This window comes from Pseudomonas sp. YNh, from assembly GCF_037993085.1.
GTDB classification, from domain to species: Bacteria; Pseudomonadota; Gammaproteobacteria; order Pseudomonadales; family Pseudomonadaceae; genus Aquipseudomonas; species Aquipseudomonas putida.
Genome location: NZ_JBBMRJ010000027.1, coordinates 44,686 through 70,571, shown reverse-complemented (window position 1 = coordinate 70,571; position 25,886 = coordinate 44,686). Strand labels below are relative to the sequence as shown.

Here is a 25,886-nt window from a genome sequence, read left to right as displayed (position 1 = left end):
TCTATGTGAAGCCAGCGCCCCATGAGCCACATCGACCTGAACCTGATCCGCACTTTCGTCACCCTGTACGAGGCCCGCAGCGTCACTCTTGCCGCCGAGCGCCTGTTCGTCACCCAGCCCTCGGTCAGCTATGGCCTGGCCCGCCTGCGCGAACTGTTTGACGACGCCTTGTTCAGCCGCACGCGTGACGGCATTCAGCCGACCTTTGTTGCCGAGCAACTGTACGGCACCCTGCGTGACGCACTGACGCGCATCGAAGGTGCTGTGCAGAGCACCCGCCAGTTCGACCCCGCGACCACCGAACGCAGGTTTCGCATCGCCCTTTCCGACCTTGGCGAAATGGGCTTCTTGCCGCTGATTCTGGCGCGCCTGAACCGCGATGCCCCGCAGGCTGAAGTCGAGGTGCTGCCACTGCAGGTCGACCAGGTGGGCGACTGGCTGGCCAGCGGCAAGATCGACGCCGCCATCTGCCGCCCGCCGGTGCCGGGCACGCGCAGCCAGGTACTGATGCGCGAACGTTATGTATGCCTGCTCAGCTGCGACCACCCTCGCATCGGCAATGAACTGAGCCTTGAGCAGTTCATTGCCGAGCGCCATATCAGCGTTACCCGTACCACCGGCCACGGCAGTGTCGAAGACGTGCTCACCAGCATGCAGTTGCAGCGGCGCATCAGCCTGCAGGTGCCGCACTTCTCGGTGCTGCCGAAGATCATCCCCGGTACCGACCTGCTCGCCGTGTTGCCGGCACAGATCGGCCGGCTGTTCATGCAGGACGGGGGTTTGAAAATGCTTGAGCTGCCGTTCCAGGTTGCCGAGTTCAACGTATCGCTGAACTGGCACCCCAACAGCGACAACTCCGCCGCCCTGCAATGGTTCTACGCCACGGTCGCCCAAGCGATCATCGATGGCCAGGCTTAGGCGTCGGCCAGCACTGGCCGCGCGGTGCTGGCCGCGGGGCGCAGCAACAGCAGGCAACCGGCGGCAAGCACGAAGACGCTGGCAAACACCCCGTACAGGTGCAGCGGTTGCCAGCCGCCATCGAGCAACATGCCGGCCACGGTCGGCGACAGAATTGCCCCCATGCGGCCAATGCCGATGCCCCAGCCCACGCCGGTAGCGCGCACCGAGGCGTCATAAACCACCGGCGACAGGGCATACAGGCCGGCCACGCAGCCATTGGAGAACAGCCCGATCAGCAACCCCAGCGCCAACGCGGCACTCACCGACGCGCCATTGACCACGAACAGCACCAGCAGCACCGCCGTGATCAGCATGAACAGGGCCAGCACGCGGGTGAGTGGCCAGCGCGAAGCCAGGCCACCGATCAGCGCCGCGCCAAGGATGCCGCCAACACTCAACAGCACCCCGCCGGTGATGCCCTGCTGTGCCGACAGGCCGGCGGCAACCAGCAGTTTCGGGGTCCAGCTCATGACGAAGTAGAAGCCGAACATGACCAGGAAAAACAGCAACCAGATCACCAGGGTGGTGCGGCGCATGGCAGGTGTCAGTAGCTGCCGGAAGCCGCGGGCGGCGCCCTGCTCCCTTGCCATGGCTGTTGGCAGTTGTGCCAGCGCCGGCTGGCCAAGGCGCGCGGCCAGGCGGTTGACCCGTGCCAGGGCATTGGCCGGGCGACGCGCCAGCAGAAAGTCCAGCGACTCCGGCAGCCACAACAGCACCAGCGGGATCACCAGCACGGTGACAATGCCGCCAAACAGGAACACCGAGCGCCAGCCCCAATGCCCCAGCAGCCATACCGCCAGCAAACCACCCAGCGTCGCCCCCAGGGCATAACCGGTTGACTGCAAACTCACCGCCAGGCCGCGCCAGCGTTTGCTGGCGTATTCGCTGGCAATCACGTTGCTGCTGGCCAGGATGCCACCGATGCCCAGCCCGGTCAGGCCACGCAGCAGCGCCAGTTGCAACGGGCTCTGGCTCATTGCCGAGAGCAGCATGCCGATGCCGGAAAGCGCCAGGCACAGCAGGATCAGCGGGCGACGGCCAAAGCGGTCGGCCCACGGTGCGAGGAACAACGAACCGGCCGCCATGCCGAACAGGCCGGCGCTGAGCAGCAGCCCGACCTGTGCGCCGTTCAGGGTCCACTCGGCAGACACCGACGACGCAGTGAAGGCCATGACCAGTACGTCAAAGCCATCGATCATGTTGAGGACGATGCAAATACCAATGGCCAGGTACTGGAAGCGGCCCATCGGGTCGTTGTCCAGGCGTTGCTTGAGATCGGTATTCATGGAGTCACCTGCCGGTTGGCCACAGGCGGGAGGACAGATGCGCACGCGCAGGCAAGACGGGGGGAACCCTGACAGTTCCGGGCCGCTGGATAGCCATTCATGACTGAACCCTTTTTGTAATTGTTATTGCATACGGCAGGAGGGCTCCGGCCGTTGTCAGGCGCTAATCAACCAGATAATGGATCCACAAACAACAGGCCGTATGCGATCACTCCCACAAAATCTCTCATGACCAAGGATGAAAATTGAGATTCAGTGCATTTTATTCTTGTTTATCAGTAAGTTAATAATTTAACGCTTAGTCCAATTTTCGTTCGTTTACCGAACACTACATATCTATGGATCCATAAAACACTAAAAATCCATATCTGCCCCTTAAGGACCAAGGTGCCATGAACAAATCTTCATGTTCCCCGCCAGCGCCCTGATTGCGGGGCGAACAGCCGTTATCCACCCAGCGCCAGCCGCCGCTCGCCTTGAGGGCGCGGTGGCTGTTGCGTAGCATCCCCGGCCCGATCGCGCGCCCGCACAGCCGCCGCGATACCTGCTGAAAAGAGCTACTGATGCCACAACCCATCCCCCTCAAGGACCACGAAAAGGAAAAGCACCTGGTCAATCGCCGGCTCCTGGCCTGCGCCATCCTGGTCTTCAGCCTGGTCGCCGTGCTGGTGGGGCGGCTGTATGTCTTGCAGGTGCTGCAGCACGACCAGCAGACCGCCGTGTCGGAAAACAACCGTGTGCACGTGCTGCCCATCGCCCCCGAACGCGGGCTGATCTACGACCGCAACGGCGTGGTGCTGGCCGACAACAAACCCAGCTTCGACCTGACCATGACCCGTGAGCGGGCCGGCGGCGACTCGGCCAAGGTGCTCGACACCCTCACCCAGGTGCTAGGCCTGACCGAAGACGACCGTAAGCAGTTCGACAAAGACCTGCGCCGTGGCCGCAAGCCGTTCGAACCGGTGACCCTGATGGTGGGCCTGAGCGAAGAGCAGATCGCTCTGGTGGCGGTGAACCAGTTCCGCCTGCCGGGCCTGGAGGTGGAACCGCAGTTCATCCGCGAATACCCGCTGGCTGGGCATTTCGCCCACTCGGTAGGCTACGTGGGTCGCATCAACGAGAAAGAAGCCAAGGTCCTGGACAGCACCGAGTACCGTGGCACCCAGTCAATCGGCAAGACCGGTATCGAGCACTTCTACGAAAGCCAGCTGCATGGCCACGTGGGCTACGAGGAAGTCGAGACCAACGCCCAGGGCCGGGTGATGCGCGTGCTCAACCACAAGGCCCCGACCCCGGGCCAGGACATTGTCCTGACCCTGGACGCCCACTTGCAGGTAGCCGCAGAAAAGGCGCTGGGCGACCGGCGTGGCTCGGTGGTGGTACTGGACCCGGCGAACGGCGATGTGCTGGCAATGGTCAGCAACCCCAGCTTCGACCCCAACCTGTTCGTCAAGGGCATCAGCTTCAAGCAGTACGCCGAACTGCGCGATTCCATCGACCGCCCCCTGTTCAACCGCGTGCTGCGCGGCCTGTATGCCCCGGGCTCGACGGTGAAGCCGGAAGTGGCCATCGCCGGCCTCGACAGCGGCGTGATCACCCCGGGCAGCCGGGTGTTCGACCCGGGCTACTACGAGCTGCCCAACTACGACCACAAGTACCGCAACTGGAACCGCAGCGGCGACGGCTGGGTGGACATGTACACCGCCATCATGCGGTCCAACGACACCTACTTCTACGACCTGGCGCACAAGCTGGGCATCGACCGCCTGCATGACTACATGGCCGAATTCGGCCTGGGCCAGAAGGTGTCGCTGGACATGTTCGAAGAGGCCTCCGGACTGATGCCGTCGGCCCAGTGGAAGCGCGCCACCCGGCGCCAGGCATGGTTCCCGGGCGAAACCCTTATCCTGGGTATCGGCCAGGGCTACATGCAGGTCACCCCGCTGCAGCTGGCCCAGGCCACCAGCCTGCTGGCGAGCAAGGGGGTGTGGCATCGCCCGCACTTGGCCATGACCGTGGGTGGCGATGCGCCGGTGGACCCCAACCCGATGCCCAACATCGTGCTGCACGACAAGCATGCCTGGGATCAGGTCAGCCAGGGCATGCAGATGGTCATGCACGACCCGCGCGGTATTGCCCGCGCCGCTGCGGCAGGCGCGCAGTACCGGATCGCCGGCAAGAGTGGTACCGCGCAGGTGGTGGCGATCAAGCAGGGTGAGCGTTACAACCGCAACAAGACCCTGGAGCGCCACCGCGACAACGCCCTGTTTGTCGGCTTTGCACCTGCCGACCACCCGAGTGTGGTGGTGGCGGTGATGATCGAGAACGGTGAGGCTGGGGGCCGGGTGGCGGGGCCGGTGGTGCGCGAGGTGATGGATGCTTACCTGCTGGATGAGCAAGGGCACTTGAAGCCGGAGTATGCAGGCGGTGCAAGTGGCCGTAACGTGCCACACATCTGAGAATTCGGGGCTGCTTCGCGCCCAATGGCTGCGGTGCGGTGCTGGGCTCGGGGAACCTGCCTGGGAGGAAATCGGGCATGGGCCTACTGGCCTCTTCGCGGGCACGCCCGCCCCCACAAGTACTGCACAGATCCTGAGGCCTGTGAGATTCCTGTGGGAGCTGGCGTGCACACGAAGAGGCCAGCAAGGCAAACACTCAACCCCAGGGCAAGTCCTCTTGTCATTGTGATTGGATCATTCGCCCAGGTAGGCCTTCTTCACCTGGTCGTCATGCAACAAGGTCTTGGCACAGCCTTCCAGGCTGATACGGCCGCCATCGATCACGTAGGCGCGCTGGCAGGTCTGCAGCGCCAGGCGGGCGTTCTGCTCCACCAGCAGTAGCGTTACCCCGCCCTTGACCACCTCGACGATGGTTTCGAAAATCTTCTGCACGATGATCGGCGCCAACCCCATGGAGGGCTCGTCCAGCAACAATAGCTTGGGCCGCCCCATCAGTGCCCGTGAAATGGCCAGCATCTGCTGCTCGCCACCCGACATGGTGCCGGCCAGCTGAAAGGCACGTTCTTTCAAGCGCGGAAAGATACCGTACATGCGTTCGATGTCGGCACCGATGGCGTCCTTGCCGTCGCGCCGACTGAAGGCCCCCATCTCGAGGTTTTCGTGCACCGTCAGCTTGGGGAAAATGCCCCGCCCTTCCGGCACCAGCGCCAGCCCTTCGCGGATCAGGTCATGGCCCTTGATCGCCGCGTGCGCCTTGCCATCGAAGGTGATGCTGCCGGCGCTGGGCTTCAGCAAGCCGGCCAAGGTTTTCAGGGTGGTGGTCTTGCCGGCGCCATTGGCGCCGATCAGCGCCACCATCTCACCCTCGCCCACCGTCAGGTCGATGCCCTTGATGGCCTGGATAGCCCCGTAGCTGACCTCCAGGTCACTCACTTGCAGGATGTTTTTCATGCCACTGCCTCTGCACCCAGGTAGGCCTCGATCACGCGTGGATCCTTGCGCACGTCGGCCGGCAGGCCGTCGGCGATCTTGCGGCCGAATTCCAGTACGGTGATGTGGTCGCAAAGGCCCATCACCAGCTTCACGTCGTGCTCGATCAACAACACTGTCTTGCCATCCGCCTTCATCTTGCACATCAGCTGGCGCAAGCCTTCGGTTTCCGAAGCGTTCATCCCCGCCGCCGGTTCGTCGAGCGCAATCAGCTTTGGCTCGGTGGCCAGCGCCCGAGCGATTTCCAGGCGGCGCTGGTCGCCGTAGGACAGGCTCTTGGCCAGTTCACCGGCCAAGTGGCCGATGCCGACGTAGTTCAGCCAGTAACGCGCGGCCTGGCGGATTTCCCGCTCTTCACGCACACAGGCCGGGGTACGCAGAATTGCGCCGAACACACCACTACGGGTGCGCACGTGGCGGCCGATCATCACGTTTTCCAGGGCGGTCATGTTGTGGAACAGACGGATGTTCTGGAAGGTGCGGGAGATGCCTGCCTCCACCACCTTGTGCGGTTTGCTGATGCGCAGTGGCTTGCCGTCGAACATCACCCTGCCCTGCTCGGCCCGATACAGCCCAGTGAGCACGTTGAACAGCGTGGTCTTGCCGGCGCCATTGGGGCCCAGCAGGCCGCGGATCTCGCCGCGACGGATGCTCAGGTCAATGCCATGCAGGGCCTGCAGGCCACCGAAGAACTTGCTCACCTGATGCAGCTCGAGAAGGAAATCGCTCATGCCTTGTCCGCCTGTTTGATCGGGAGTTCGAAGGAGGCTTCGCTGGCCGGTCCATTGATTGCAGTGCTGAGCACCGCAGGCGCCGGCTCGGCTTCAGGGTCGTCATCGTGCAGTTCGGCACGGCGGCGACTGGACGGCCAGAGTCCTTCGGGGCGAAAACGCATCACCAGGATCAGCGCCAGGCCGAATACCAGCATGCGCAGGGTTGAGGCATCCAGCACGTTGCGCAGGATATCGCGACTGATGAAGGTGACGTTGTCCATCACCCACGGCTGGACCCAGTTGACCAGGTCGCGGAACAGTTCGGGCATCACCGACAGGATCAGCGCCCCCAGCACCACGCCCCGGATCGAGCCCATGCCGCCGAGCACCACCATGGCCAGGACCATGATCGACTCCATCAGGGTGAACGATTCGGGGCTGACGAAACCCTGGTAGCTGGAGAACAGCACACCGGATACCCCGCCAAAGGTCGCCCCCATGGCAAAGGCCAGCAGCTTGAGGTTGCGCTTGTTCAGGCCCATGGCCTCGGCCGCCACTTCGTCTTCGCGCAGGGCCATCCAGGCGCGGCCGATACGCGACACTTCCAGGCGCTTGGACAGTACGATGCAGAGAATGACGACGAACAGGAAGAACAGGTAGTAGCTGATCACCGGCGACACGGGCAGGCCGAACAGGCTCCAGCTTTGCTGCAGCGACAGCACCGGCGTTGCCCCGGCACCTGGCGCGTGCGCCCATGCCCCGAAGTCGACGTGCAGCGGGGCAATGTTGCTGATGCCCTGGGGACCGTTGGTGAGGTTCACCGGCTGGTCCAGGTTGTTCATGAAGATGCGAATGATCTCGCCGAAGCCCAGGGTGACGATGGCCAGATAATCGCCGCGCAACTTGAGTACCGGCGCACCGATCAGCACCCCGCAAATGGCCGCAGCCAGGGCAGCCAACGGGATGATCACCCACACCGGCCAGTCCAGCACAGCCTCAAGCAGGCCGGCCATTTGCAGGTGGGGCGAAGCCAGCAGTGCGTACAGGTAGGCACCAATGGCGTAGAAGCCGATGTAGCCCATGTCGAGCAGGCCGGCATAACCGATGACAATGTTGAGGCCCAACGCCAGCAGCACGTAGAGCATGGCAAAGCCAAGAATGCGCACCCAGGTAGGGCCCAGCATGGGAATGGCCTCGACCAGGAACGGCAAGGCGATGAAGCCGAGAATCAACAACAGGTACTGGGTCTTGAGGTTTTTCATGACTGCCTCCTCACGCCCGGTCAGCCTGGCGTTCGCCAAGCAGCCCATTGGGCCGGAACAGCAACACCAGGATCAGCACCGCAAAGGCGAAGATGTCCTGGTAGTTGGCCCCCAGGAAGCCGCCCGTCAACTGCCCGGTGTAGCCTGCCGCCAGCGATTCGATCAGACCCAGCAACAGGCCGCCAGCCATGGCCCCGAACAGGTTGCCGATACCGCCAAGCACCGCTGCGGAGAACGCCTTCAGGCCCAGTAGCAAGCCCATGTAGGCATCGGCCTGGCCGTAGTTGATGGCGCGCATTACCCCGGCGATGGCACCCAGGCTGGCGCCAATCAGGAAAGTGGCGCTGATCACCCGATTGATGTTGATGCCCATCAGCCCGGCCACTTCCTGATTCTGCGCGGTGGCGCGCATGGCTTTGCCCAGGCGGGTCTTGTCCACCAATAGCCACAAGCCAAGCATGATCACCACGGCAACCAGCATGATCGAGAGCTGCACGTTGGTGACAGTGGCGCCGAACACGTCCACGGGCCGCGTCTCTACCACTTCGGGGAAGGTCTTGTAGCCGCGCCCCCAGATCATCATCGCCAGGTTCTGCAAGGCGACGGAGATGCCGATGGCAAGGATCAGCGGGGTCAGCCGCGGGGCTTTGCGCAAGGGCCGATAGGCGTACTTTTCCATGCCCTGGGCCAGCAGCATGCACACCACCGCAGCAGCCATGATTGCCAGCAGCAACGTGATGATGCCAGGGGCAAAGCCGGCGCCAGCGAGCATTGTCAGTACCGAAATGGTGACCATGGCGCCGATCATCACCACCTCGCCGTGGGCGAAGTTGATCAGGCCGATGATGCCGTAGACCATGGTGTAGCCCAAGGCTACCAGGGCATAGATGCTGCCCAGCACCAGGCCGTTGAGGACCTGTTGCAACAAGATATCGAAATTACCGTCCACGCGCTGAATCCTCGAAACTGCGTTGTCGTCGGCGCGCGGCGGCTCAGCGCCACACGCCGACTGGCCTGGCAGGTGGGAAAAGTCTTCTTGTTATGTCGCAGGCGTGCGCCCGCTTGTTATGGGGTGAAACTCAGTCGCGTTCGACCGACAAGGTTTTCCAGCCACCGTCGGCGAACTGGAACACGGTGGCAGCCGGGTTCTTCAGGTTGCCCTTGTCATCGAAGGCGATGGTGCCGGTGACGCCGTCATAGCTCTGGCTTTTGAGCACTGGCAGATACACTTTGGGGTCGTCGGAACCGGCCTTGACCATGGCGTTGATCGCGGCCCAGGTGGCGTCATACGCAGCGGGTGACGACTGCACCACACCCACGCCGAACTTGTCCTTGAGCTTCTGTTCGAAGGCTGCCCCTTTGGGCATGTCCAGCAGCGGCGTGCCATAGTTCCAGGCATAGGTGCCTTCGGCGGCGCTGCCAGCCATCTGCTTGAACGAGTCATTGGGCAGGTTGCCGATGTTCATGAAGCGCGCCTTCAGGCCCAGGTTCTTCATCTGCTTGGCCATGGGTGCTGCCTGGTAGTCGAGTGCCGCGAAGAACACCGCGTCGGCCTTTTGCGCCTTGGCAGTGGTGAGGATGGCGTTGAAATCGGTGGACTTGTCGTTGGTGTACTCACGCACCACCACATTGCCGCCAGCCGCCTTGACCGCCCTGGTCACCTCGTCGGCCAGGCCTTGGCCATAGGCGGTGCGGTCATCGAAGATGGCGATGCGCTGGGCCTTGAGCTGGCTGACGAGGTAGTTGCCGGCGTAGCGGCCCAGGGTGGCGTCGTCGTTAACCGTGCGAAACACCGAAGGGATGCCCTGCTGGGTCAAGGTGGGGTTGGTGGCCGAGGGCGAGATCTGCGGGATGCCGGCGGCGGCGTAGATCTTCGAAGCCGGGATGCTGGTGCCGGAGTTGTAGTGGCCGATCACCACCGCCACTTTCGAGTCCACCAGGCGTTGCGCCACCGCCGTGCCCGTGCGTGGGTCGGCGACATCGTCCTCGGAGACCAGTTTGAACTGGGCCACCTTGTCACCGATTTTCAGTTGCTGCTGGTTGGCCTCTTCCACGGCAATCTGAATGCCATGCTCGACGTCCTGTCCCTGGTGCGCCGAAGGGCCGGTCAGAGGGCCGGCGAAGCCGATCCTGACAACTTCACTGTCTGCTGCGTTTGCCGTCCCCATGGCCATCAGCAATGTTACCGCGGTCGCGAGGGCTGTACGCCCTCCCTTGTTGTTATTCATGCTCAGCTCCCAGTAGTGATTGGACGAACCTCGACATCGCTTACCGCATGCGAAATGGCCGGAACGCCATCGCACTTGTAAGATAACAGTCAGCAGGCAACTGTCAATGGGTGTATGCTACGCGAGAAGGTAAAAATAATTTTCCCGGCGACGAGATCTGCGTGGTCAAGAAGTGGGGCATCAGACGAGCTAGTAAGATGTTTGATAACATATGCCGACAACATCACCGCTGGTTGGCTACGGATCCCGCCGCAAGGGACATGAGGGCTGCGCGCAACCTGCCGGAGAATCAACCGTGATGAGCCAATCAGTTTCAGGAGCAACCCTTCTATGAATGCGTCGTTAGGCACGCGTCGCGCCAATCTGGCGGAAATCGTGATCCAGGAGCTTTCCAGCCGGATCGACAATGGCACCTACGGCCCGGGCGACAAGCTGCCGTCCGAACAGGCGCTGTGCAAAGAGTTCAACGTCAGCCGTCCGGTCATCCGCGAAGCGGTGGCCTCGCTGCGCCTGGGCGGTCGCCTGATTGCCCGTCAAGGTGTGGGCGTATTCGTGGTCGAGCAGGATGTGAAACGCATCGGCTTTGCCATCGACAGCGTTGTCGATGACGTACGCGCTGCGGCGCAGATCCTTGAATTGCGCCTGGGGATCGAGGCGGAATCGGTGGCCCGCGCCGCCGAGCGCCGCAGCCCGGCCAGCATGGCGGCGATCACCGAGGCGTTCGACCGCTTCAACTCGCTGGACGGTGCCACGCAGGAAGAGGAAGCCAAGGCCGACTTCGAATTCCACCTGGCGATTGCACGTGCCACCAACAACCCGCATTTCACGCAATTGCTGGAAGCGCTGGGGCCGGACATCATCCTTGACCTGAACCTCAAACATGGCCAAGTAACCGGCAAGAACCGCCAGGCACACATCAAGAAAATTGCCCGCGAGCACGGGGCAATCCTGTCAGCGATCAGCATGGGCGATGTGGCCAGCGCACGTACGGCGCTGCGCAAGCACCTGGAAGAAAGCCTGTCGCGCTACCAGCGGCTGCTCGACAGCAAGGCCTGATCGTAACCCTGTGTCGGCCTCTTCGCGGGCAAACCCGCTCCCACATTGACCGCACGGCCTTCAAATCATGCGCCGTACCTGTGGGAAATTTCCACAGGTGCCATGCAGATCTTGAGACCTGTGCAGTGCCTGTGGGAGCGGGTTTGCCCGCGAAGAGGCCGGTACAGGCAACCTCAGGGGCTCAGGAATGCCTTATAGTCCAAGGCACACATACTTGAGCTCCAGGTAATCCTCGATCCCGTAGCGTGACCCTTCCCTGCCCAACCCCGAGGCCTTCACCCCGCCAAACGGCGCCACTTCGGTCGCCACCACGCCGACGTTGACCCCGACCATGCCGTACTCCAGCGCTTCCGTCACCCGCCAGATGCGCCCGACATCCCGGGCATAGAGGTAGCAGGCCAGGCCGAACTCGGTGTCGTTGGCCTGGGCAATCACCTCCTCCTCACTGCCGAAGCGGAAGATCGGAGCCACCGGCCCGAAATTTCCTCGCGCGCCACGCGCATGTCCGGCGCCACATCCGCCAGCAAGGTCGGCTCGAAGAAGGCCTCGCCCATCGCGTGCCGACGCCCTCCCGTCACCACCCGCGCACCGGCCTCCACAGCCTCGCCGACCAGCCGTTCGACACCACTGGCCGCACGCCCGTCGATCATCGGCCCGACCTGTGTACCTGGTGCATCGCCCCGCCCGACGACCAGCTCACCCACGCGCTCGGCAAAGCGCGCCACGAAGCGCTCGTAGATGCCGTCCTGGATATAGAAGCGGTTGGCGCACACGCAGGTCTGCCCGCTGTTGCGGAATTTGGCGATCAGCGCGCCTTCCACCGCCTTTTCCAGGTCGGCATCGTCGAACACGATGAACGGGGCGTTGCCGCCCAGCTCCATGGTCACCTTCTTCACCGTTGCCGCCGACTGCTGCAGCAACTGGATGCCGATGGGTGTCGAGCCGGTGAACGACAACTTGCGCACCACCGGGCTGGCCGTCAGCTCGCCGCCAATGGCCGCCGAATCGCCCGTCACCACGCTGAGCACACCCACCGGGATACCGGCACGCTCAGCCAGCACGCACAGTGCCAGCGCGCTGAACGGGGTTTGCGAAGCGGGCTTGAGCACCAACGTGCAGCCCGCCGCCAAAGCCGGCGCCGCCTTGCGGGTGATCATCGCCGCCGGGAAGTTCCAAGGTGTAATCGCCGCACACACACCAATCGGCTCCTTGGTCACGATCAAGCGCCGATCAGCGTTCGGCGAAGGAATCACATCGCCATAGATGCGTTTGCCTTCCTCGGCATAGAACTCTACATAAGCGGCGGCAAAGGCAATCTCGCCACGGGATTCGGCCAGCGGCTTGCCCTGCTCGGCGGTCATGATGCGCGCCAGGTCTTCCTGATGAGCGAGGATTTCACGGAACCAGGCCTGCAGCCGGGCGGCACGCTCCTTGGCAGTCAGCGCCCGCCACGCTGGCAAGGCGCACTCGGCAGCCGCGATGGCACGGCGGGTTTCTTCTGCCCCCATCCGCGGCACATGGCCCAGCACTTGGCCGGTGGCCGGGTTGGTCACGGCAATGCGCTGGCCGCTGTCAGCCGCCAGCCATTTTCCATCGATATAGCAAACTTCACGCAGCAGATCACGATCGGCAAGTTTCATGTCGATTGGCTCGTTCGAATAATGAAAAAGGTGGGGCCGGACCGCGCCCCACCTGAGGTGAATCAGCGCTTGGCTTGCAGGGCCTTGTCGCGAATCTGGCTGAGGGTCATGCGCGGGGTCAGGGCTTCGGGGTCGACCTGCACTTCGATCAGCGCCGGCTTGCCGGACACTTGGCAACGCTCGAAAGCGGCAGCGAAGTCCTCGGTACGGGTAACGGTTTCACCGTGCAGCCCATAGGCGCGCGCCAGGGCGGCGAAGTCCGGGTTGTGCAGTTCGGTGCCGGACACCCGCCCAGGATAGGTGCGCTCCTGGTGCATGCGGATGGTGCCATACATGCCGTTGTTGACCACCACGGTGATCACCCGTGCGTCGTAGTACGCCGCAGTGGCCAGTTCCTGGCCATTCATCAGGAAACAACCGTCACCGGCAAACGCCACCACCGTGCGCTGCGGGTAGGTCAGCTTGGCCGCCACTGCCGCCGGCACGCCGTAGCCCATCGAGCCGTTGGTAGGCCCGAGCAGCGTGCGGAATACGCGGTGCTGGTAGCCACGGTGCACCCAGCCGGTGTAGTTGCCGGCACCACAGGTGAGGATGCTGTCGGCCGGCAGGGTCTTGTTCAGCCAGGCGATCACTTCGCTCATCTGCACATCACCCGGCGAGCGCGGTGTTTCGAAGTTGCCGCGGTAGCCGCTGTTCAGGCTGGCGACCCAGTCGGCGAATGCCGCCGGGCGCACCGCCTGCAAGGCAGCGGCCTGGGCCAGGAAGCTGCCGGGGCCGGCATTGATGCCCAGGGTCGGCTGGTAAACGCGGCCGATCTCCTCCGCGCTGGCATGTACATGCACCAGCGCCTGCTTTGGCGTTGGAATGTCGACCAGCGCATATCCGCCCGTGGTCATCTCACCCAGGCGGGCACCCACCACAATCAATAGGTCAGACTGCTTTACCGCATCGACCAACACCGGGCCGGCAGCCAGGCCCAGGTCACCGGCATAGTGCGGGTCGGTGTTGTCGAACAGGTCCTGGCAGCGGAACGACGCCGCCAGTGGCAGGTTCTGCGCCTGCACGAAGCGCTTCAGGTCGGCCACCGCCTGGTCGTTCCAGCCACCGCCACCGGCAATCACCAGTGGCCGCTGGGCCTTGGCCAACAGCGCCTGCAATTCGCCCAGTGCCTGGGGCGCCGGAGCAGCCTCGACACGCTGGGCCGGGCGCGCATCGGCGACCTGCACCAGGTCGGTGAGCATGTCTTCTGGCAGCGCGATTACCACCGGACCAGGGCGGCCACTGATGGCGCGCTGGAAAGCCTGGTTGACCAGTTCGGGAATGCGCGCGGCATCGTCGATCTGCACCACCCACTTGGCCATCTGGCCGAACATGCGCCGGTAGTCCACTTCCTGGAAGGCTTCGCGTTCGATCTGGTCACGGGCCACCTGGCCGATGAACAGCAGCATCGGCGTGGAGTCCTGGAACGCGGTGTGCACGCCCACCGAGGCGTTGGTGGCGCCTGGGCCGCGGGTGACGAAGCAAATGCCTGGCTGGCCGGTCAGCTTGCCGTAGGCTTCGGCCATGTAAGCAGCACCGCCCTCCTGGCGGCAGACGATCAGGTCGATCTCATCCTGCACATCGTGTAGCGCATCGAGCACTGCCAGGTAGCTTTCACCTGGCACGCAGAACGCACGCTCGACACCATTCACCCGCAGGGCATCGACCAATACCTGGCCGCCACTGCGCTTCACTTCGGAGTTGCTCATTGTTGTTCTCCCTAATGCGCTGCGGTCAGATGACCGAATCTTCCAGGAACGGCTTGTTGTCGATCACCCGCTGGTAACTCAGCGCGCCCAGGTCGAGCGACCGGTAGCCGCCATAGGTGATCAATTCGGACAGCCCGCGACCAATGGCCGGTGCCTGCTGCAGCCCATGCCCGCTGAAGCCATTGCAGAACAGGAAGTTGTTAACCTCGTTATGCGGGCCGACGATGGCGTTGTGGTCCAGCACGCAGAAGTCGTAGTGCCCGGCCCAGAAGTTGACCACCTTGATGCCTTCGAACGCCGGCACCCGCTCAGCGAGGATCGGCCACACCTCTTCGTCGAACTCCTCGTGCAGCACGTCGAAATCTTCGAAGTCCACTTCCGGGTCGTTTTTCGGGTAGGTACCGCCCAGGTAGAACTTGCCTTCGGGGCGGAAGAACACCCCGGTCGGGTCGATGGTCAGGGGGACGGTGCCTTCCAGCGGGGTACGGCAATCGAACACGAACAGCGAGCGGCGGCGCGGCTCGACCGGGATATCCAGGCCGGCCATGCGCGCCACCTTGGTACCGCGGGTACCGGCACAGTTGACCAGCAGGCCGCAGCCGATGCGCTCTCCGCTGGCCAGTTGCACGCCGGTAATCCGGTCGCCTTCACGCTGGACACTCACCACTTCGTTCTCGATGTACTCGATGCCCATCGAGCGCGCCTTGCGGCGGAAGCCGTTGAGCATGCCCAGGCTGTCGAACCAGCCTTCGCCGCTACGCCCGTAGCTGGCACCGGCGAGGCTGTCGATGTTCACCCAGGGGAATTTGCGCTGCAGCTGCTCGGGGTCGAGCAAGTGCACGTCGGCGCCGTGGGACACCTGGGTATCGTGCAGGCGGCGCAGCACTTCGTAGCCTTTGTCATCACCCAGAAACAGGTAGCCGTTCTCGTGGAAGGCCAGGTCCGGGCGATCGCCATCCACCTCCATCACTTCGGGGAAGCTGCGCACGAACTCGGCACCGAATCTGGAAATTTCGATGTTGATCGGGTTGGAGAACTGCTGGCGGATCGAGCTGCTCGATAGCGCGGTGGCCGACTTGTTGTAGGTCCAGTCACGCTCGATGACCAGTACCGAACCGTTGAAGTCCGGGTTGTTGGCCAGGAAGTAGGCGGTGGCGCTGCCGTTGACCGCGCCACCGACGATCACCACATCGTAATTCTGTTGTTTAGCGGTGGAAGCCATGGAGTTAGCTCTCTCCTGATGTTGTGATATACAAGATTCACACTCGCCACGCGGGCTTCTTTTGCCCGCACCGGCCTCTTCGCGGGTAAACCCGCTCCCACAATGGGCCGCGCTGTCCCTGTGGCAGACGAGGCGATTATTTCGGGTCTTCGAAGTGCCCGGCGCCGGCGAAGTTGCCCCCGTGGTAGCGCGCGGCCGGTTCGTTCGGATCCAGTGGCGGGTGCTCGGCCAGCACCTTGTCACGGTAGTCGTCGGCGCTGTCCTTGGGCACGTAACCGATGGACGAAGCCAGGCGGTTGTCCCACAGGCTTTCGCGGTTGGCCGACATGCCGTAGATGATCATGTGCCCGACCCGCGGCGCCAGCAGCGAGCGCTCGGTGAGCTGGGCGAAGTCGTCGAACGACAGCCAGGTAGCGAGCATCCGCCGGTCCAGTGGCTCGGGGAACGACGAGCCGATGCGCAGGTTGACCGACTCGATGGCGAACTTGTCCCAGTAATAGCGGCCCAGGTCCTCGGCGAAGCACTTGCTGACGCCATACAGGCTGTCGGGGCGGTGCGCGGCGGTTGCGTCGATGGTTTCGGTGCGGTCGTAGAAACCGATGGCGTGGTTGGAGCTGGTGTACACCACACGCTTGACGCCATTGCGCCGTGCCGCTTCGTAGATGTTGTAGGTGCCAACGATATTGCCGTTGAGGATCTTGTCGAAGGTGTCCTCCACGGGTACGCCACCCGCATGCACGATGGCGTCGACACCTTCAGTCAGCGGCAGCACATCGTTGAAATTGGCCAGGTCGCAACGCACCAGCTGTTCATGGGGCGCAGCGTGGCCCATCTCGGCGATGTCGGTCAGGCGGAGCTCGTCGGCGAAGGCGGCCAGGTGCTTGCGCAGCACGCTGCCAAGGCGTCCGGCGGCGCCAGTGATCAGCAGTCGTTTGAAAGGCTTGCTCATGTCTTACCTCGAATGCTTGGTGGGGTCAGGACAGCGCCGCGAACGCATCGCGCAGCTGCCCCAGGGCTTGTTCCAGTTCCTGCCGCGAAGTGGCGAACGACAGACGAATGTAGGGCTCAAGGCCAAACGCCGAACCCGGCACGGTCGCGACCTTGCCAACCCGCAGCAGGTAGGCCGAAAGGTCGGCATCGTTACCAATGACCTGGCCATCGGGGGTGCGCTTGCCAATGAAGGCACTGACCTCAGGGAAGGCATAAAACGCGCCCTGTGGCATCTGCAATTGCAGGCCCGGGATCTGCGCCAACCCCTGTACCACCAGCGCGCCACGCGCCTGGTACTCGCGGTTGGCTTCGCGCACGAAGTCCTGCGGCCCATTCAGCGCCGCCACGGCCGCCAGCTGCGAAATGCTCGACGGGCAGGTGGTGGTCTGCGATTGGGTCTTGTTCATCGCCACCACCAGGTCTTTTGGACCGGCGGCGTAGCCAAGCCGGTAGCCGGTCATGGCATAGGCCTTGGACACACCGTTGATCAGCAAGGTGCGCTCACGCAACTGCGGGCAAGCCGTGACGAAGGACACGAACGGCTGATCGCCCAGCACGATGTGCTCGTAGATCTCGTCAGAGATGATCAGCACGTTCGGGTGCCGCTCCAGCACCGTCCCCAACGCAGCAAACTCTTCCCGGGTGAAAATCGCACCGCTCGGGTTGTTCGGCGAGTTGAGCATCACCCAACGGGTGCGTGGGGTGATGGCAGCTTCCAGCTGTTCGGGCTTGAGCTTGAAGCCCTGCTGCGCGCTGCACGGGATGACCTTTGGCACGCCACCATTGAGCAGGGCCATGTCGGTATAAGACACCCAGTACGGCGCCGGGGTGATTACCTCGTCACCCGGCTCGAGCGTAGCGAGGAAGGCATTGAACAACAGTTGCTTGGCACCATTGCCCACGCAGATTTCGTCCAGGCCATAGACCAGATCGTTTTCCCGGGCAAACTTGTCGACGATGGCCTGGCGCAACACTTCAAGGCCATTGGGCCCGGTGTAGTGGTTGTTGCCCGCGCGCATTGCCTGGTACGCGGCCTCGATCACGTGAGCCGGCACGTTGTAGTCTGGCTCGCCAAGGGCCAGGTTGATGACCGGTTCGCCCTGGGCCAGCATCTGCTTGGCCAGTACCGACACCGCCATGCTTGGCGAGCTTTTTACCGCACGCACGCGGCTGCTTTGCACGTCCATTTTCTAGCGCTCCTGGGCGGCGTCGAAGCCGTAGTCGTTGCGTGCCTGTTCGGCGCTGATGTAGCCCGCACGCACATCGCGTTCAACCTGTCTGGGGTCGCGCTGGCGCGGGTCACCGTAGCCACCCCCACCGGGCAGGCGCAGCACCAGGCGACGCTCGGCAGGCACGAACTGCTGGCCCTTGCCGCGCAGCAGGCTGCCATCGTCCAGGCCGACAAAACCTTCGGCGCCCGCTTTACCACCCTCCAGGCCGCGTGCCGGGTACTGGATACGGTCGAACATGGCACTGAAGCGGAAGCTGTAACCCTCGGCCGCCGACACTTCGATCTCCTGGCCCAGGCCGCCGCGCAACTGGCCGGCGCCACCAGAGCCTTCACGCAGCTCCTTGCGCCACACCACCACCGGGCCAGCATGCTCGGTGGCTTCCACCGGCATGGTGTGCACGCCGCTGGGGAACGCCGTGGCACTGAGGCCATCCATCGCCGAACGGGCACCCATGCCGCCACTGTTGAACATCAGCATCTCGGCATTCCGGCCAGTCGGGTTGCTTTCCAGCGGGCGCACGCTCAGGTGCAGGTTCCACAAGGCACTGGCGCCCTCGGCCGGCACTTTGCCGGGCAGGCACTTGTGCAGTGCGCCGAGCACCAGGTCGGGCACGAAATGGCCCAGCACATGCCGCACCGACACCGGCGCCGGGTGCTTGGCGTTGAGGATGCAGCCTTCCGGCGCAGTGACCTCGAACGGCGCCAACGATGCAGTGTTGTTCGGGATTTCCGGCGCGACGATGCATTTGAGGCCATAGCAGGCATAGGCCTTGGCGTAGCCCAGCGGCACGTTGATGCCGAACTGGCTCATGCCCGAAGTGCCGGTGAAATCGCTCTTGATGCCGTCGGAGCCAACAGTGAGGGTCACCACCAGGGTCACCGGCACGTCGTAGCCATCCAGGGTCATGCTGTTGGTGTAGGTACCGTGGGGCAACGACTTGAAGCATTCAAGGGTAGCGCGGCGGCTGTGCTCCAGGATGAAGCCACCGATGTGTTCCAGGTCATCCAGCTTGAACTCTTCGAGCATGTCCAGCAGGCGTTTGTGACCGGTCTCGTTGCACGCCGACAGCGCATAGAAGTCGCCGACTACGCGGTCGTTCTCGCGCACGTTGTTGCGCAGGATGTTGATCAGGTCGCGGTTGACCTTGCCGCGCTCGAACAGCTTCATGATCGGAATGAACAGCCCTTCCTCGTACACCTCGCGGGCATCGGGGCCAAAACCGCGGCCACCGATGTCCACCACGTGGGCGGTACTGGCGAAGTAGCCGATCAGCCTGCCTTTGTAGAACGACGGCGAAACGATGGTGATGTCGTGCAGGTGGCCGGTACCCTTCCACGGGTCGTTGGTCACGTACACATCGCCTTCGAAGATGTTATCTTCGCCGATGTCGTTGATGAAGTGCACCACCGCCTCGGCCATGGTATTGACGTGGCCCGGGGTACCGGTGACTGCCTGGGCCAGCATATTGCCGGCGCGGTCGAACACCCCCGCAGACAGGTCGCCGGCTTCACGTACGCTGGTGGAAAACGCGGTGCGGATCAGGGTCAGCGCCTGCTCTTCGACCACCGAGACCAGGCGGTTCCACATCACCTGCATTTGAATGTCGATCAAAGTATCGCTCATGGTTCTGGATTCCGAATCAGGCGTTAGCGGCGCACGACCAGCAGGCAGCCGTCTGGCTGGACCGTGGCGGTGAAGTTGGAGGTGACGAAGGTCGAAGTTTCGCGCTCGACGATGATCGCCGGGCCGTCCATACGGGCACCGACCTGCAGGTCTTCGCGTGGGTAGATGCTGGCTTCGACGAAACCGCCAGCGGCCACGTCGAACACCTGGCGCCGCGTGACTTCGTGGGCGCGGTAGGCAGCGCCCACTTCTTCGATGCGTGCCACCGGCGGCAGCGGCGAACTGGCCCGGACCGACCAGCTGACGATCTCGATGTCCGGCCCTTCGATGGGGCGGCCGAAGAAGCGGGTGTAGGCTTCTTCGAAGCGCGCCTTGAACTCCACCGTGTCGGCAGCGCTGAAGGCTTTGAAAGGCAGCGCAACGGGGATTTCCCAGCCCTGGCCGACATAGCGCATGAATGCGGTGCAATCCATTTCCGGCTCGCCTTCCGGCATGCCCTGGCGCAGGAAGCCCAGCGACTCGGCTTTCATCTCGTCGATCAGGCCGTTGACTTGCGCGGCCTCGAACTCGGACAGGCGCACGAAGGCGCTGCGTACGGCCTCATAGCCGAACGGCGCACGCAGGAAGCCAATGGCCGAGCCCACCCCGGCACCGGCCGGGACGATGAAACGCGCCACGCCCATTTTTTCGCACAGCCGCGCAGCGTGTAGCGGGCCTCCACCACCAAAGGTGATCATGGTGTAGTCGGCGATGTCTTTGCCGCTTTCCACCGCGTGCACACGGCCCGCGTTGGCCATATTCTCGTCGACCACTTCGCACACGCCGAACGCTGCTGTGTCGGCCTGCATGCCCAGCGGCTGGCCGATCACCCGGGCCATGGCGTTGGCGGCGTTGTCTCGGGACAGGCGTAGCGCGCCACCGGCGAAGTTGTCGGCATCCAGGCGACCAAGCAGCAGGTTGGCGTCGGTGATGGTCGGTTCCAGGCCGCCACGGTCATAGCAGGCCGGTCCAGGCTCGGAAGCCGCGCTGTGCGGGCCCACGCGAATCTGGCGCATGCTGTCGATGCTGGCGATGGAACCGCCACCCGCGCCGATTTCGACCATTTCCACCACCGGGATGGAAATCGGCATGCCGCTGCCCTTCTTGAAGCGGTAGGTACGTGCAACTTCGAAGGTTTTCGCGGTTTTCGGCTCCTGGTCTTCGATCAGGCAGATTTTTGCGGTGGTGCCGCCCATGTCGAACGACAGCACGTTCTCCAGCTGGTAACGGCGGGCGATGTCGGCAGCAAAGATAGCACCACCGGCCGGGCCGGACTCCACCAGGCGCACCGGGAACTCGGCTGCGCTCTGCACCGAGATGATGCCGCCGCCGGAGTGAATCATGAACACCGGGCAATCGGCGCCCTCTTGCTTGAGGGTAACCACCAGGCGGTCCAGGTAGGATTTGATCAGCGGCTTGACGTAGGCATTGGCGCACACGGTATTGAAGCGCTCGAACTCGCGCATCTGCGGCGAGACTTCACTGGAGATGGAAATCGACAGCTGCGGCAGGCGCGCCTGCAGGGCATCGCGCAGCTGGCGCTCGTGGGCGCCGTTGACGTAGCTGTGAATGAAGCCGATGGCGACGCTCTGGTAGTTGCCTTCGGCGATGCGCTCGACCAGGGCATCGATTTCGGCCTGCGCTGGGGCAATCAGCACTTGGCCTTTGACATTCAGGCGTTCACGCAGGGTGTAGCGGTGTTCGCGGTCGATCAGCGGCGGCGGCAGGACGATGTTGATGTCGTACTGCTCGAAGCGGTTCTCGGTGCGCATTTCCAAGGTGTCGCGCAAGCCTTCGGTGGTGATGAAGGCTGTGCGTGCGCCACGGCGCTCGATCAGGGCGTTGGTGGCCAGGGTGGTACCGTGGATCAACTGATCAATGTCCGACAGCGCCAGGCCTGCCTGCTCCACCACCTGGCGCACGCCGGTGAGGATGGCCCGCTCGGGCAGCTCATAGTCGGTCAGGATCTTGGTCGAATGCAGCACGCCGTTCACGTCCAGCGCGATATCTGTGAAGGTCCCGCCTATGTCCACGCCGACCCGGCATGATGTCGCAGTCATCGTCATATCCCCTGCAGTGCTTTGTAGTTTTCTCGACCGGCTGAAACGGTCTTCATGTAAGTTATATGTTGTCTTACAGGTGGTCAAGCATCTCTTTACTCGAATCTTGCCTTCCTATGCCGGCTTCTGCGGGAGCGGTTCATTGAGGGGTCGAACCGCCGCGAAGAGACCGGCACAGGCAACACAACTGCTAGATCAACCCGCAGTCTTGACCATCCGCCCGCCACCCACCGCCTGCGCCGTGGGGAACACTTCCAGCCGCGACACATCCACCTGCCGGGGCATCTTCAGCGCCGCCAGCAGCAGCTGTGCGATGTCTTCCGGCTGGATCGACTCGTAGCCGTCATACAGCTCGCTACCCGCTGCCTGCATGCCCATCGCTGCCTTGTACAGCTGGGTCTGCACCCTGCCCGGGGCAATTTCGGTCACCCGCACCCCGCTGCCCAGAAGGTCACAGCGCAAGGCATCGCAGAACAGGCTGACGCCGGCCTTGGACGCCCCGTACACCGCCGCACCAGGGTGCGGCGCACGGCCAGCACTGGAACCGATGAAAAACAGATGCCCCCTGCCCCGCCCGACCATGCCCGGCAACACCTGGCGCGCCAGGTGCAGCGGCGCCTTGAGGTTGATGTCGAGCATATTGTCGATTTCGGCTTCGTCGATGTCCTGGAACGCCGCACGGGTAGACAGAATGCCCGCATTGTTGACCAGCACATCCACCGCCTGCCCGTCCAGCGCGGCAGCCAGCGACCGGTAGTCGCGCACATCCGCCTGCAAGGTTGTCACACCTGGCTCGCCAGCAAGCTCCGCCAGCGCCTGCGGGCTGCGCCCCACGGCAATCACCTGCAGGCCGGCGTCACGCAGCGCCAGCACGATGGCCTTGCCGATACCGCTGGTAGCCCCGGTGACCAGCGCGCGCTGGTAGCCCTCGGGGAATGCGACTTCAGGCATAGATGTAACCCCCGCTGACAATCACGTTTTCACCCGTGGCATAGCTGTTGCGGCTACTGCCCATCATCACGATCCACTCGGCGATTTCTGCCGGCTCCGCCGCGCGGCCCAGCGGGTTGGCGGCGGCCAGTTCGCCAAGGAAGCCCAACTGCTTGGCGCGCTCGGTGGCAAAACCGGCCGGCGCCACCGAGTTGACCAGGATCTGGTCCTTGGCACAGGCCTGGGCGAACGATTTGGTCAGGCTTACCACCGCAGCCTTGGTCGCCGCATAGTGGGCGTTTTGCGGGTGGGCCTTGAAGGCATCAACCGAGGTGACGTTGACGATGCGCCCGGTCACCGCCGGGGCTGCCACGTACTGCTGCATGTGGCGCACCGCCGCGACCATCATGTGGTAGGTGCCCTTGATGTTGACGGCGTTTTCCAGGTCCCACTCTTCGTCGGTGATCTCGAAGATGTCCTGGCGCGGGTAGATGGCCGCGCTGTTGACCAGGCAATGCACCCGCCCCAGACCTTCGACGATCTGGACAAAGGCTGCGTGGGCGGTGTCCTTGCGGGCAATGTCACCGACTGCGATTGCCACCTCCACGCCCTGCCCGCGCAGCTCTTCTGCAGCTTGTACCAACAATTGCTCGTTGCGGTCGATCAGGCCGATTTTGCCAGCCCCACGCTTGACCATCAGTCGGGCTGTTTCCAGGCCCAGACCCGAGGCACCACCTACGATCACCACCGTTTGATTATCCACAAAACACCTCCGCGATTGAGTCTTTACGTAAGATGCCTGTTGTCTTACATTTGGTCAAACATCAATTCGCCGACAGGTGCTGCCATGCCCGCTTCCAGCCTTTCGCCCGTACCCACCCCACACGCCCGGGACCGCTTGCTGGACGCGGCTACCGCGCTGTTTGCCAGCCATGGCTACCAAGCCATCGGCCTGCGTGACCTGGCCAGCCACCTGGGCCTGCGCGCCGGCTCGCTGTATCACCATATCGAGAGCAAACAGGGCCTGCTGTTCGAGCTGATCGAGTCGAGCCTGACCGACCTCCTGTACGAAACCCGACAATGCCTCAAAGGCGCCGGAGCGACCAGTGAACGTTTGCCCTGTTTTGTGCAGGCCTTTGTGACTTACAGCCAGGCCAACCCGGACAAGCTGGTGTTGCTGATGCGGGAGGCCATGAACCTGAACGAGGACCAACTGTTGCAAGTTGAACAGTTGAAAGCTGAATACATCGGGCTACTCAGCGACATCGTCGCCGCCGAGTGCGGCCTGACGACACCGCGCGCGCGGTCGATTGCCCATGCAGTGATGGGCTTGCTGTGCGGGCAGGCGCAATGGGGGAAGGTAATGACGGCCAGGGAGCAACTGGTGACCTTCGTGCAGGGCATCGTCGGTACCGGCAAAACAGCAGTACCACAATAAAATGGAATAACAATATAAATTCTTATTCTTTTTTTACTAGAGAATAATCCTCTATAACTTTCCCCACTGCACAGCCGCCAACACTTGGCCAACTGTTGGCAGCGCAACAACCGATCAACACGAAACACCCGTCCGGCAACAGCAGCACGCTCTTTTAGGCTGTTAACTTCTTGATTTATATGTATTTTTCTAATTCGGCACGACGATTGCTCAAGCAAAGTCCCGCTCAACCAGAACCGGAGACCTGCCCATGAGCACCCCACTGAACGTCGTAGCCCTGTCCGGCGGTACTTCCCGCCCTTCGCGCACCTTGGCCCTGACCGAGGCGATCGTCGCCGAACTGGGCGAGCACCTGCACATCAAGCCGCACCTGATCGAACTGGGCGACATCGCCCGCCCGCTCGGCAGTGCCCTGTGGCGTAGCGAACTGCCCGAAACCGTCGAACAGCAGCTGCGCCTGGTGGAAAAGGCCGACCTGCTGGTGGTGACCACCCCCGTGTACCGCGGCAGCTTCACCGGCCACTTCAAGCACCTGTTCGACCTGATCGGCCAGGACGCCCTGGTCGACACCCCGGTACTGCTTGCCGCCACCGGTGGCAGTGAACGCCATGCACTGGTGCTCGACCACCAGCTGCGTCCGCTGTTCAGCTTCCTGCAGGCCCTGACCCTGCCCATCGGCGTGTTCGCCAGTCAGGCGGAACTGGCCGACTACCAGGTGTCCAGCGATGCCCTCGCCGCCCGTATCCGCCTGGCCGCCGAACGAGCCGTGCCGCTGTTCGGCGCCCACCACGCATTGCGTAAAAGCGCCTGAGGAGCGGCCATGAATGCACCGGTAAATGCCCCCCTGCGCCCGGCCCTGGCCATCGCCCGAGAACTGGCCGGGCAGTTTGCCCAGACCGCCGTCGAGCGCGACGAGCGCGGCGGCACGCCAAAAGCCGAGCGCGATGCCCTGCGTGGCAGCGGCCTGCTGTCGCTGGTAATCCCGCAGGCCTTCGGCGGCCAGGGCGCCAACTGGCACGACACCTTCGCGGTGGTGCGCGAGTTCGCCCGGGTCGACAGCTCCATCGCCCATGTATTCGGCTTTCACCACCTGATGCTGGCGACCGTGCGCCTGTTCTCACGCCCGGACCAGTGGCAGCCGTGGTTTGAACAGACCGCCCGCAAACAGTGGTTTTGGGGTAATGCCCTGAACCCGCTGGACACGCGGACGGTGGTCAAGCACTTCGACGGCTGGTGCGAGTTTTCTGGCAAGAAAAGCTTCTGCTCCGGCGCCAGCGACTCGGAAATGCTCATCGCCTCGGCGGTGGACGAACGTGCCGGCGGCAAACTGCTGATCGCCGCCATTCCCAGCGGCCGCACCGGCATCAGCCTGCACCGCGACTGGAACAACATCGGCCAGCGCCAGACCGACAGTGGCAGCGCCACGTTCGAGCGGGTGCGGGTCGAGCACAATGAACTGCTGCTCGACCCGGGCCCCCTGAGCACGCCGTTTGCTGCCCTGCGGCCGCTGATTGCCCAGCTGCACTTCGCCAACCTGTTCCTCGGCATTGCCGAGGGCGCCTTCGACGAAGCCCGCCAGTACACGCTGAAGGAAAGCCGGCCGTGGTTCCGCTCCAGCGCCGCCAGCAGTGCCGAAGACCCTTACGTGCTGCGCCATTACGGCGAGTTCTGGGTCGGCCTGGAAAGCGTGCGCCTGCTGATCGAAAGGGCCGCGCGCCAACTGGACGCCGCCTGGGCCAAGGAACACGCGCTCACCGCCGAGGAGCGCGGCGACCTGGCCCTGGCCATCGGCACCGCCAAGGTCGCCGCCAGCCGCCACGGCCTGGACATCTGCAACCGCCTGTTCGAAGTCACCGGTGCCCGTGCCACCCATGCCTCGCTGCGCTTCGACCGGCACTGGCGCAACCTGCGCACGCAAACCCTGCACGACCCGGTGGACTACCGCATTCACGAACTCGGCGAGTGGGCCCTCAACGACAAACGCCCTGCCCCATCCTTCTACTCCTGAGG

General features: G+C 63.4%; 20 protein-coding genes and 1 pseudogene. 6 read left to right on the top strand and 15 right to left on the bottom strand.

Annotated features, from left to right (window positions below):
- The first annotated feature begins 21 nt into the window (after window positions 1-21).
- Window positions 22-918, top strand: coding sequence for a LysR family transcriptional regulator (locus WF331_RS22890; RefSeq protein ID WP_016499165.1), 897 nt, complete (start codon window positions 22-24; stop codon window positions 916-918).
- On the opposite strand, the gene WF331_RS22885 is transcribed toward WF331_RS22890, so the two are convergent.
- Window positions 915-2,246 (bottom strand): MFS transporter, encoded by a 1,332-nt coding sequence (locus tag WF331_RS22885; protein WP_016499164.1) that lies wholly within the window; start codon window positions 2,244-2,246, stop codon window positions 915-917. The two genes, WF331_RS22890 and WF331_RS22885, sit on opposite strands and share 4 nt — an antisense overlap.
- A gap of 563 nt (window positions 2,247-2,809) precedes the next feature.
- Between WF331_RS22885 and mrdA the strand changes: the two genes are divergently transcribed.
- The gene (gene mrdA, locus WF331_RS22880; protein WP_016499163.1) at window positions 2,810-4,705 is read left to right on the top strand and encodes a penicillin-binding protein 2; all 1,896 of its coding nucleotides are present in this window, start codon (window positions 2,810-2,812) and stop codon (window positions 4,703-4,705) included.
- 234 nt (window positions 4,706-4,939) lie between these two features.
- On the opposite strand, the gene WF331_RS22875 is transcribed toward mrdA, so the two are convergent.
- The 5 genes from WF331_RS22875 to WF331_RS22855 all read right to left on the bottom strand — a co-directional run bounded on the left by WF331_RS22875 (window position 4,940) and on the right by WF331_RS22855 (window position 9,898).
- Entirely contained in the window at window positions 4,940-5,656 is a 717-nt protein-coding gene (locus WF331_RS22875; protein WP_340623312.1) for an ABC transporter ATP-binding protein, read from the bottom strand.
- Entirely contained in the window at window positions 5,653-6,426 is a 774-nt protein-coding gene (locus WF331_RS22870; RefSeq protein WP_016487588.1) for an ABC transporter ATP-binding protein, read from the bottom strand. Before WF331_RS22870 ends, WF331_RS22875 begins: the two co-directional genes overlap by 4 nt.
- The gene (locus tag WF331_RS22865; RefSeq protein WP_016499162.1) at window positions 6,423-7,670 is read right to left on the bottom strand and encodes an ABC transporter permease subunit; all 1,248 of its coding nucleotides are present in this window, start codon (window positions 7,668-7,670) and stop codon (window positions 6,423-6,425) included. The genes WF331_RS22870 and WF331_RS22865 overlap by 4 nt, the downstream gene beginning before the upstream one ends.
- A 10-nt stretch (window positions 7,671-7,680) precedes the next feature.
- Complete coding sequence (locus WF331_RS22860) at window positions 7,681-8,619, bottom strand: branched-chain amino acid ABC transporter permease (RefSeq protein ID WP_340623311.1); 939 nt, start codon at window positions 8,617-8,619, stop codon at window positions 7,681-7,683.
- A gap of 130 nt (window positions 8,620-8,749) precedes the next feature.
- A complete protein-coding gene (locus WF331_RS22855) occupies window positions 8,750-9,898 on the bottom strand; it encodes a branched-chain amino acid ABC transporter substrate-binding protein (protein ID WP_232106991.1) in 1,149 nt (382 codons plus the stop codon).
- Between the two features lie 330 nt (window positions 9,899-10,228).
- Between WF331_RS22855 and WF331_RS22850 the strand changes: the two genes are divergently transcribed.
- A complete protein-coding gene (locus tag WF331_RS22850; RefSeq protein ID WP_016499159.1) occupies window positions 10,229-10,954 on the top strand; it encodes a FadR/GntR family transcriptional regulator in 726 nt (241 codons plus the stop codon).
- Between the two features lie 192 nt (window positions 10,955-11,146).
- Here the strand turns inward: WF331_RS22850 and WF331_RS22845 are convergent.
- From WF331_RS22845 to WF331_RS22805, 9 genes and pseudogenes are all read right to left on the bottom strand, one after another.
- Window positions 11,147-12,594 (bottom strand): annotated as a pseudogene (locus tag WF331_RS22845) (NAD-dependent succinate-semialdehyde dehydrogenase).
- A 62-nt stretch (window positions 12,595-12,656) separates the two neighbouring features.
- On the bottom strand, window positions 12,657-14,342 hold the full coding sequence (locus WF331_RS22840) for a thiamine pyrophosphate-binding protein (protein WP_284362895.1): 1,686 nt from the start codon (window positions 14,340-14,342) through the stop codon (window positions 12,657-12,659).
- A gap of 25 nt (window positions 14,343-14,367) precedes the next feature.
- Window positions 14,368-15,564, bottom strand: a complete 1,197-nt coding sequence (locus WF331_RS22835; protein ID WP_197864354.1) for an NAD(P)/FAD-dependent oxidoreductase — start codon at window positions 15,562-15,564, stop codon at window positions 14,368-14,370.
- Between the two features lie 136 nt (window positions 15,565-15,700).
- Window positions 15,701-16,513, bottom strand: a complete 813-nt coding sequence (locus WF331_RS22830; RefSeq protein ID WP_016499155.1) for an NAD-dependent epimerase/dehydratase family protein — start codon at window positions 16,511-16,513, stop codon at window positions 15,701-15,703.
- A 25-nt stretch (window positions 16,514-16,538) separates the two neighbouring features.
- Complete coding sequence (locus tag WF331_RS22825) at window positions 16,539-17,741, bottom strand: pyridoxal phosphate-dependent aminotransferase (RefSeq protein ID WP_284398862.1); 1,203 nt, start codon at window positions 17,739-17,741, stop codon at window positions 16,539-16,541.
- 3 nt (window positions 17,742-17,744) lie between these two features.
- Window positions 17,745-19,409 carry a hydantoinase B/oxoprolinase family protein gene (locus WF331_RS22820; RefSeq protein ID WP_016499153.1) on the bottom strand — a complete coding sequence of 555 codons (1,665 nt, stop codon included), beginning with the start codon at window positions 19,407-19,409 and terminating at the stop codon, window positions 17,745-17,747.
- A 23-nt stretch (window positions 19,410-19,432) separates the two neighbouring features.
- A complete protein-coding gene (locus WF331_RS22815) occupies window positions 19,433-21,508 on the bottom strand; it encodes a hydantoinase/oxoprolinase family protein (protein ID WP_284362886.1) in 2,076 nt (691 codons plus the stop codon).
- A 195-nt stretch (window positions 21,509-21,703) separates the two neighbouring features.
- Complete coding sequence (locus WF331_RS22810) at window positions 21,704-22,459, bottom strand: SDR family oxidoreductase (RefSeq protein WP_016499151.1); 756 nt, start codon at window positions 22,457-22,459, stop codon at window positions 21,704-21,706.
- Entirely contained in the window at window positions 22,452-23,201 is a 750-nt protein-coding gene (locus WF331_RS22805) for an SDR family NAD(P)-dependent oxidoreductase (RefSeq protein ID WP_174369850.1), read from the bottom strand. The genes WF331_RS22810 and WF331_RS22805 overlap by 8 nt, the downstream gene beginning before the upstream one ends.
- An 84-nt stretch (window positions 23,202-23,285) precedes the next feature.
- Here WF331_RS22805 and WF331_RS22800 point away from each other — a divergent pair, with 84 nt between their 5' ends.
- The 3 genes from WF331_RS22800 to WF331_RS22790 all read left to right on the top strand — a co-directional run bounded on the left by WF331_RS22800 (window position 23,286) and on the right by WF331_RS22790 (window position 25,884).
- Entirely contained in the window at window positions 23,286-23,876 is a 591-nt protein-coding gene (locus WF331_RS22800) for a TetR/AcrR family transcriptional regulator (protein ID WP_016499149.1), read from the top strand.
- A gap of 250 nt (window positions 23,877-24,126) precedes the next feature.
- Window positions 24,127-24,687 (top strand): FMN reductase, encoded by a 561-nt coding sequence (gene msuE / locus WF331_RS22795; RefSeq protein WP_284362879.1) that lies wholly within the window; start codon window positions 24,127-24,129, stop codon window positions 24,685-24,687.
- Between the two features lie 9 nt (window positions 24,688-24,696).
- Window positions 24,697-25,884, top strand: coding sequence for an acyl-CoA dehydrogenase family protein (locus WF331_RS22790; RefSeq protein WP_284362877.1), 1,188 nt, complete (start codon window positions 24,697-24,699; stop codon window positions 25,882-25,884).
- Window positions 25,885-25,886 lie beyond the last annotated feature (2 nt).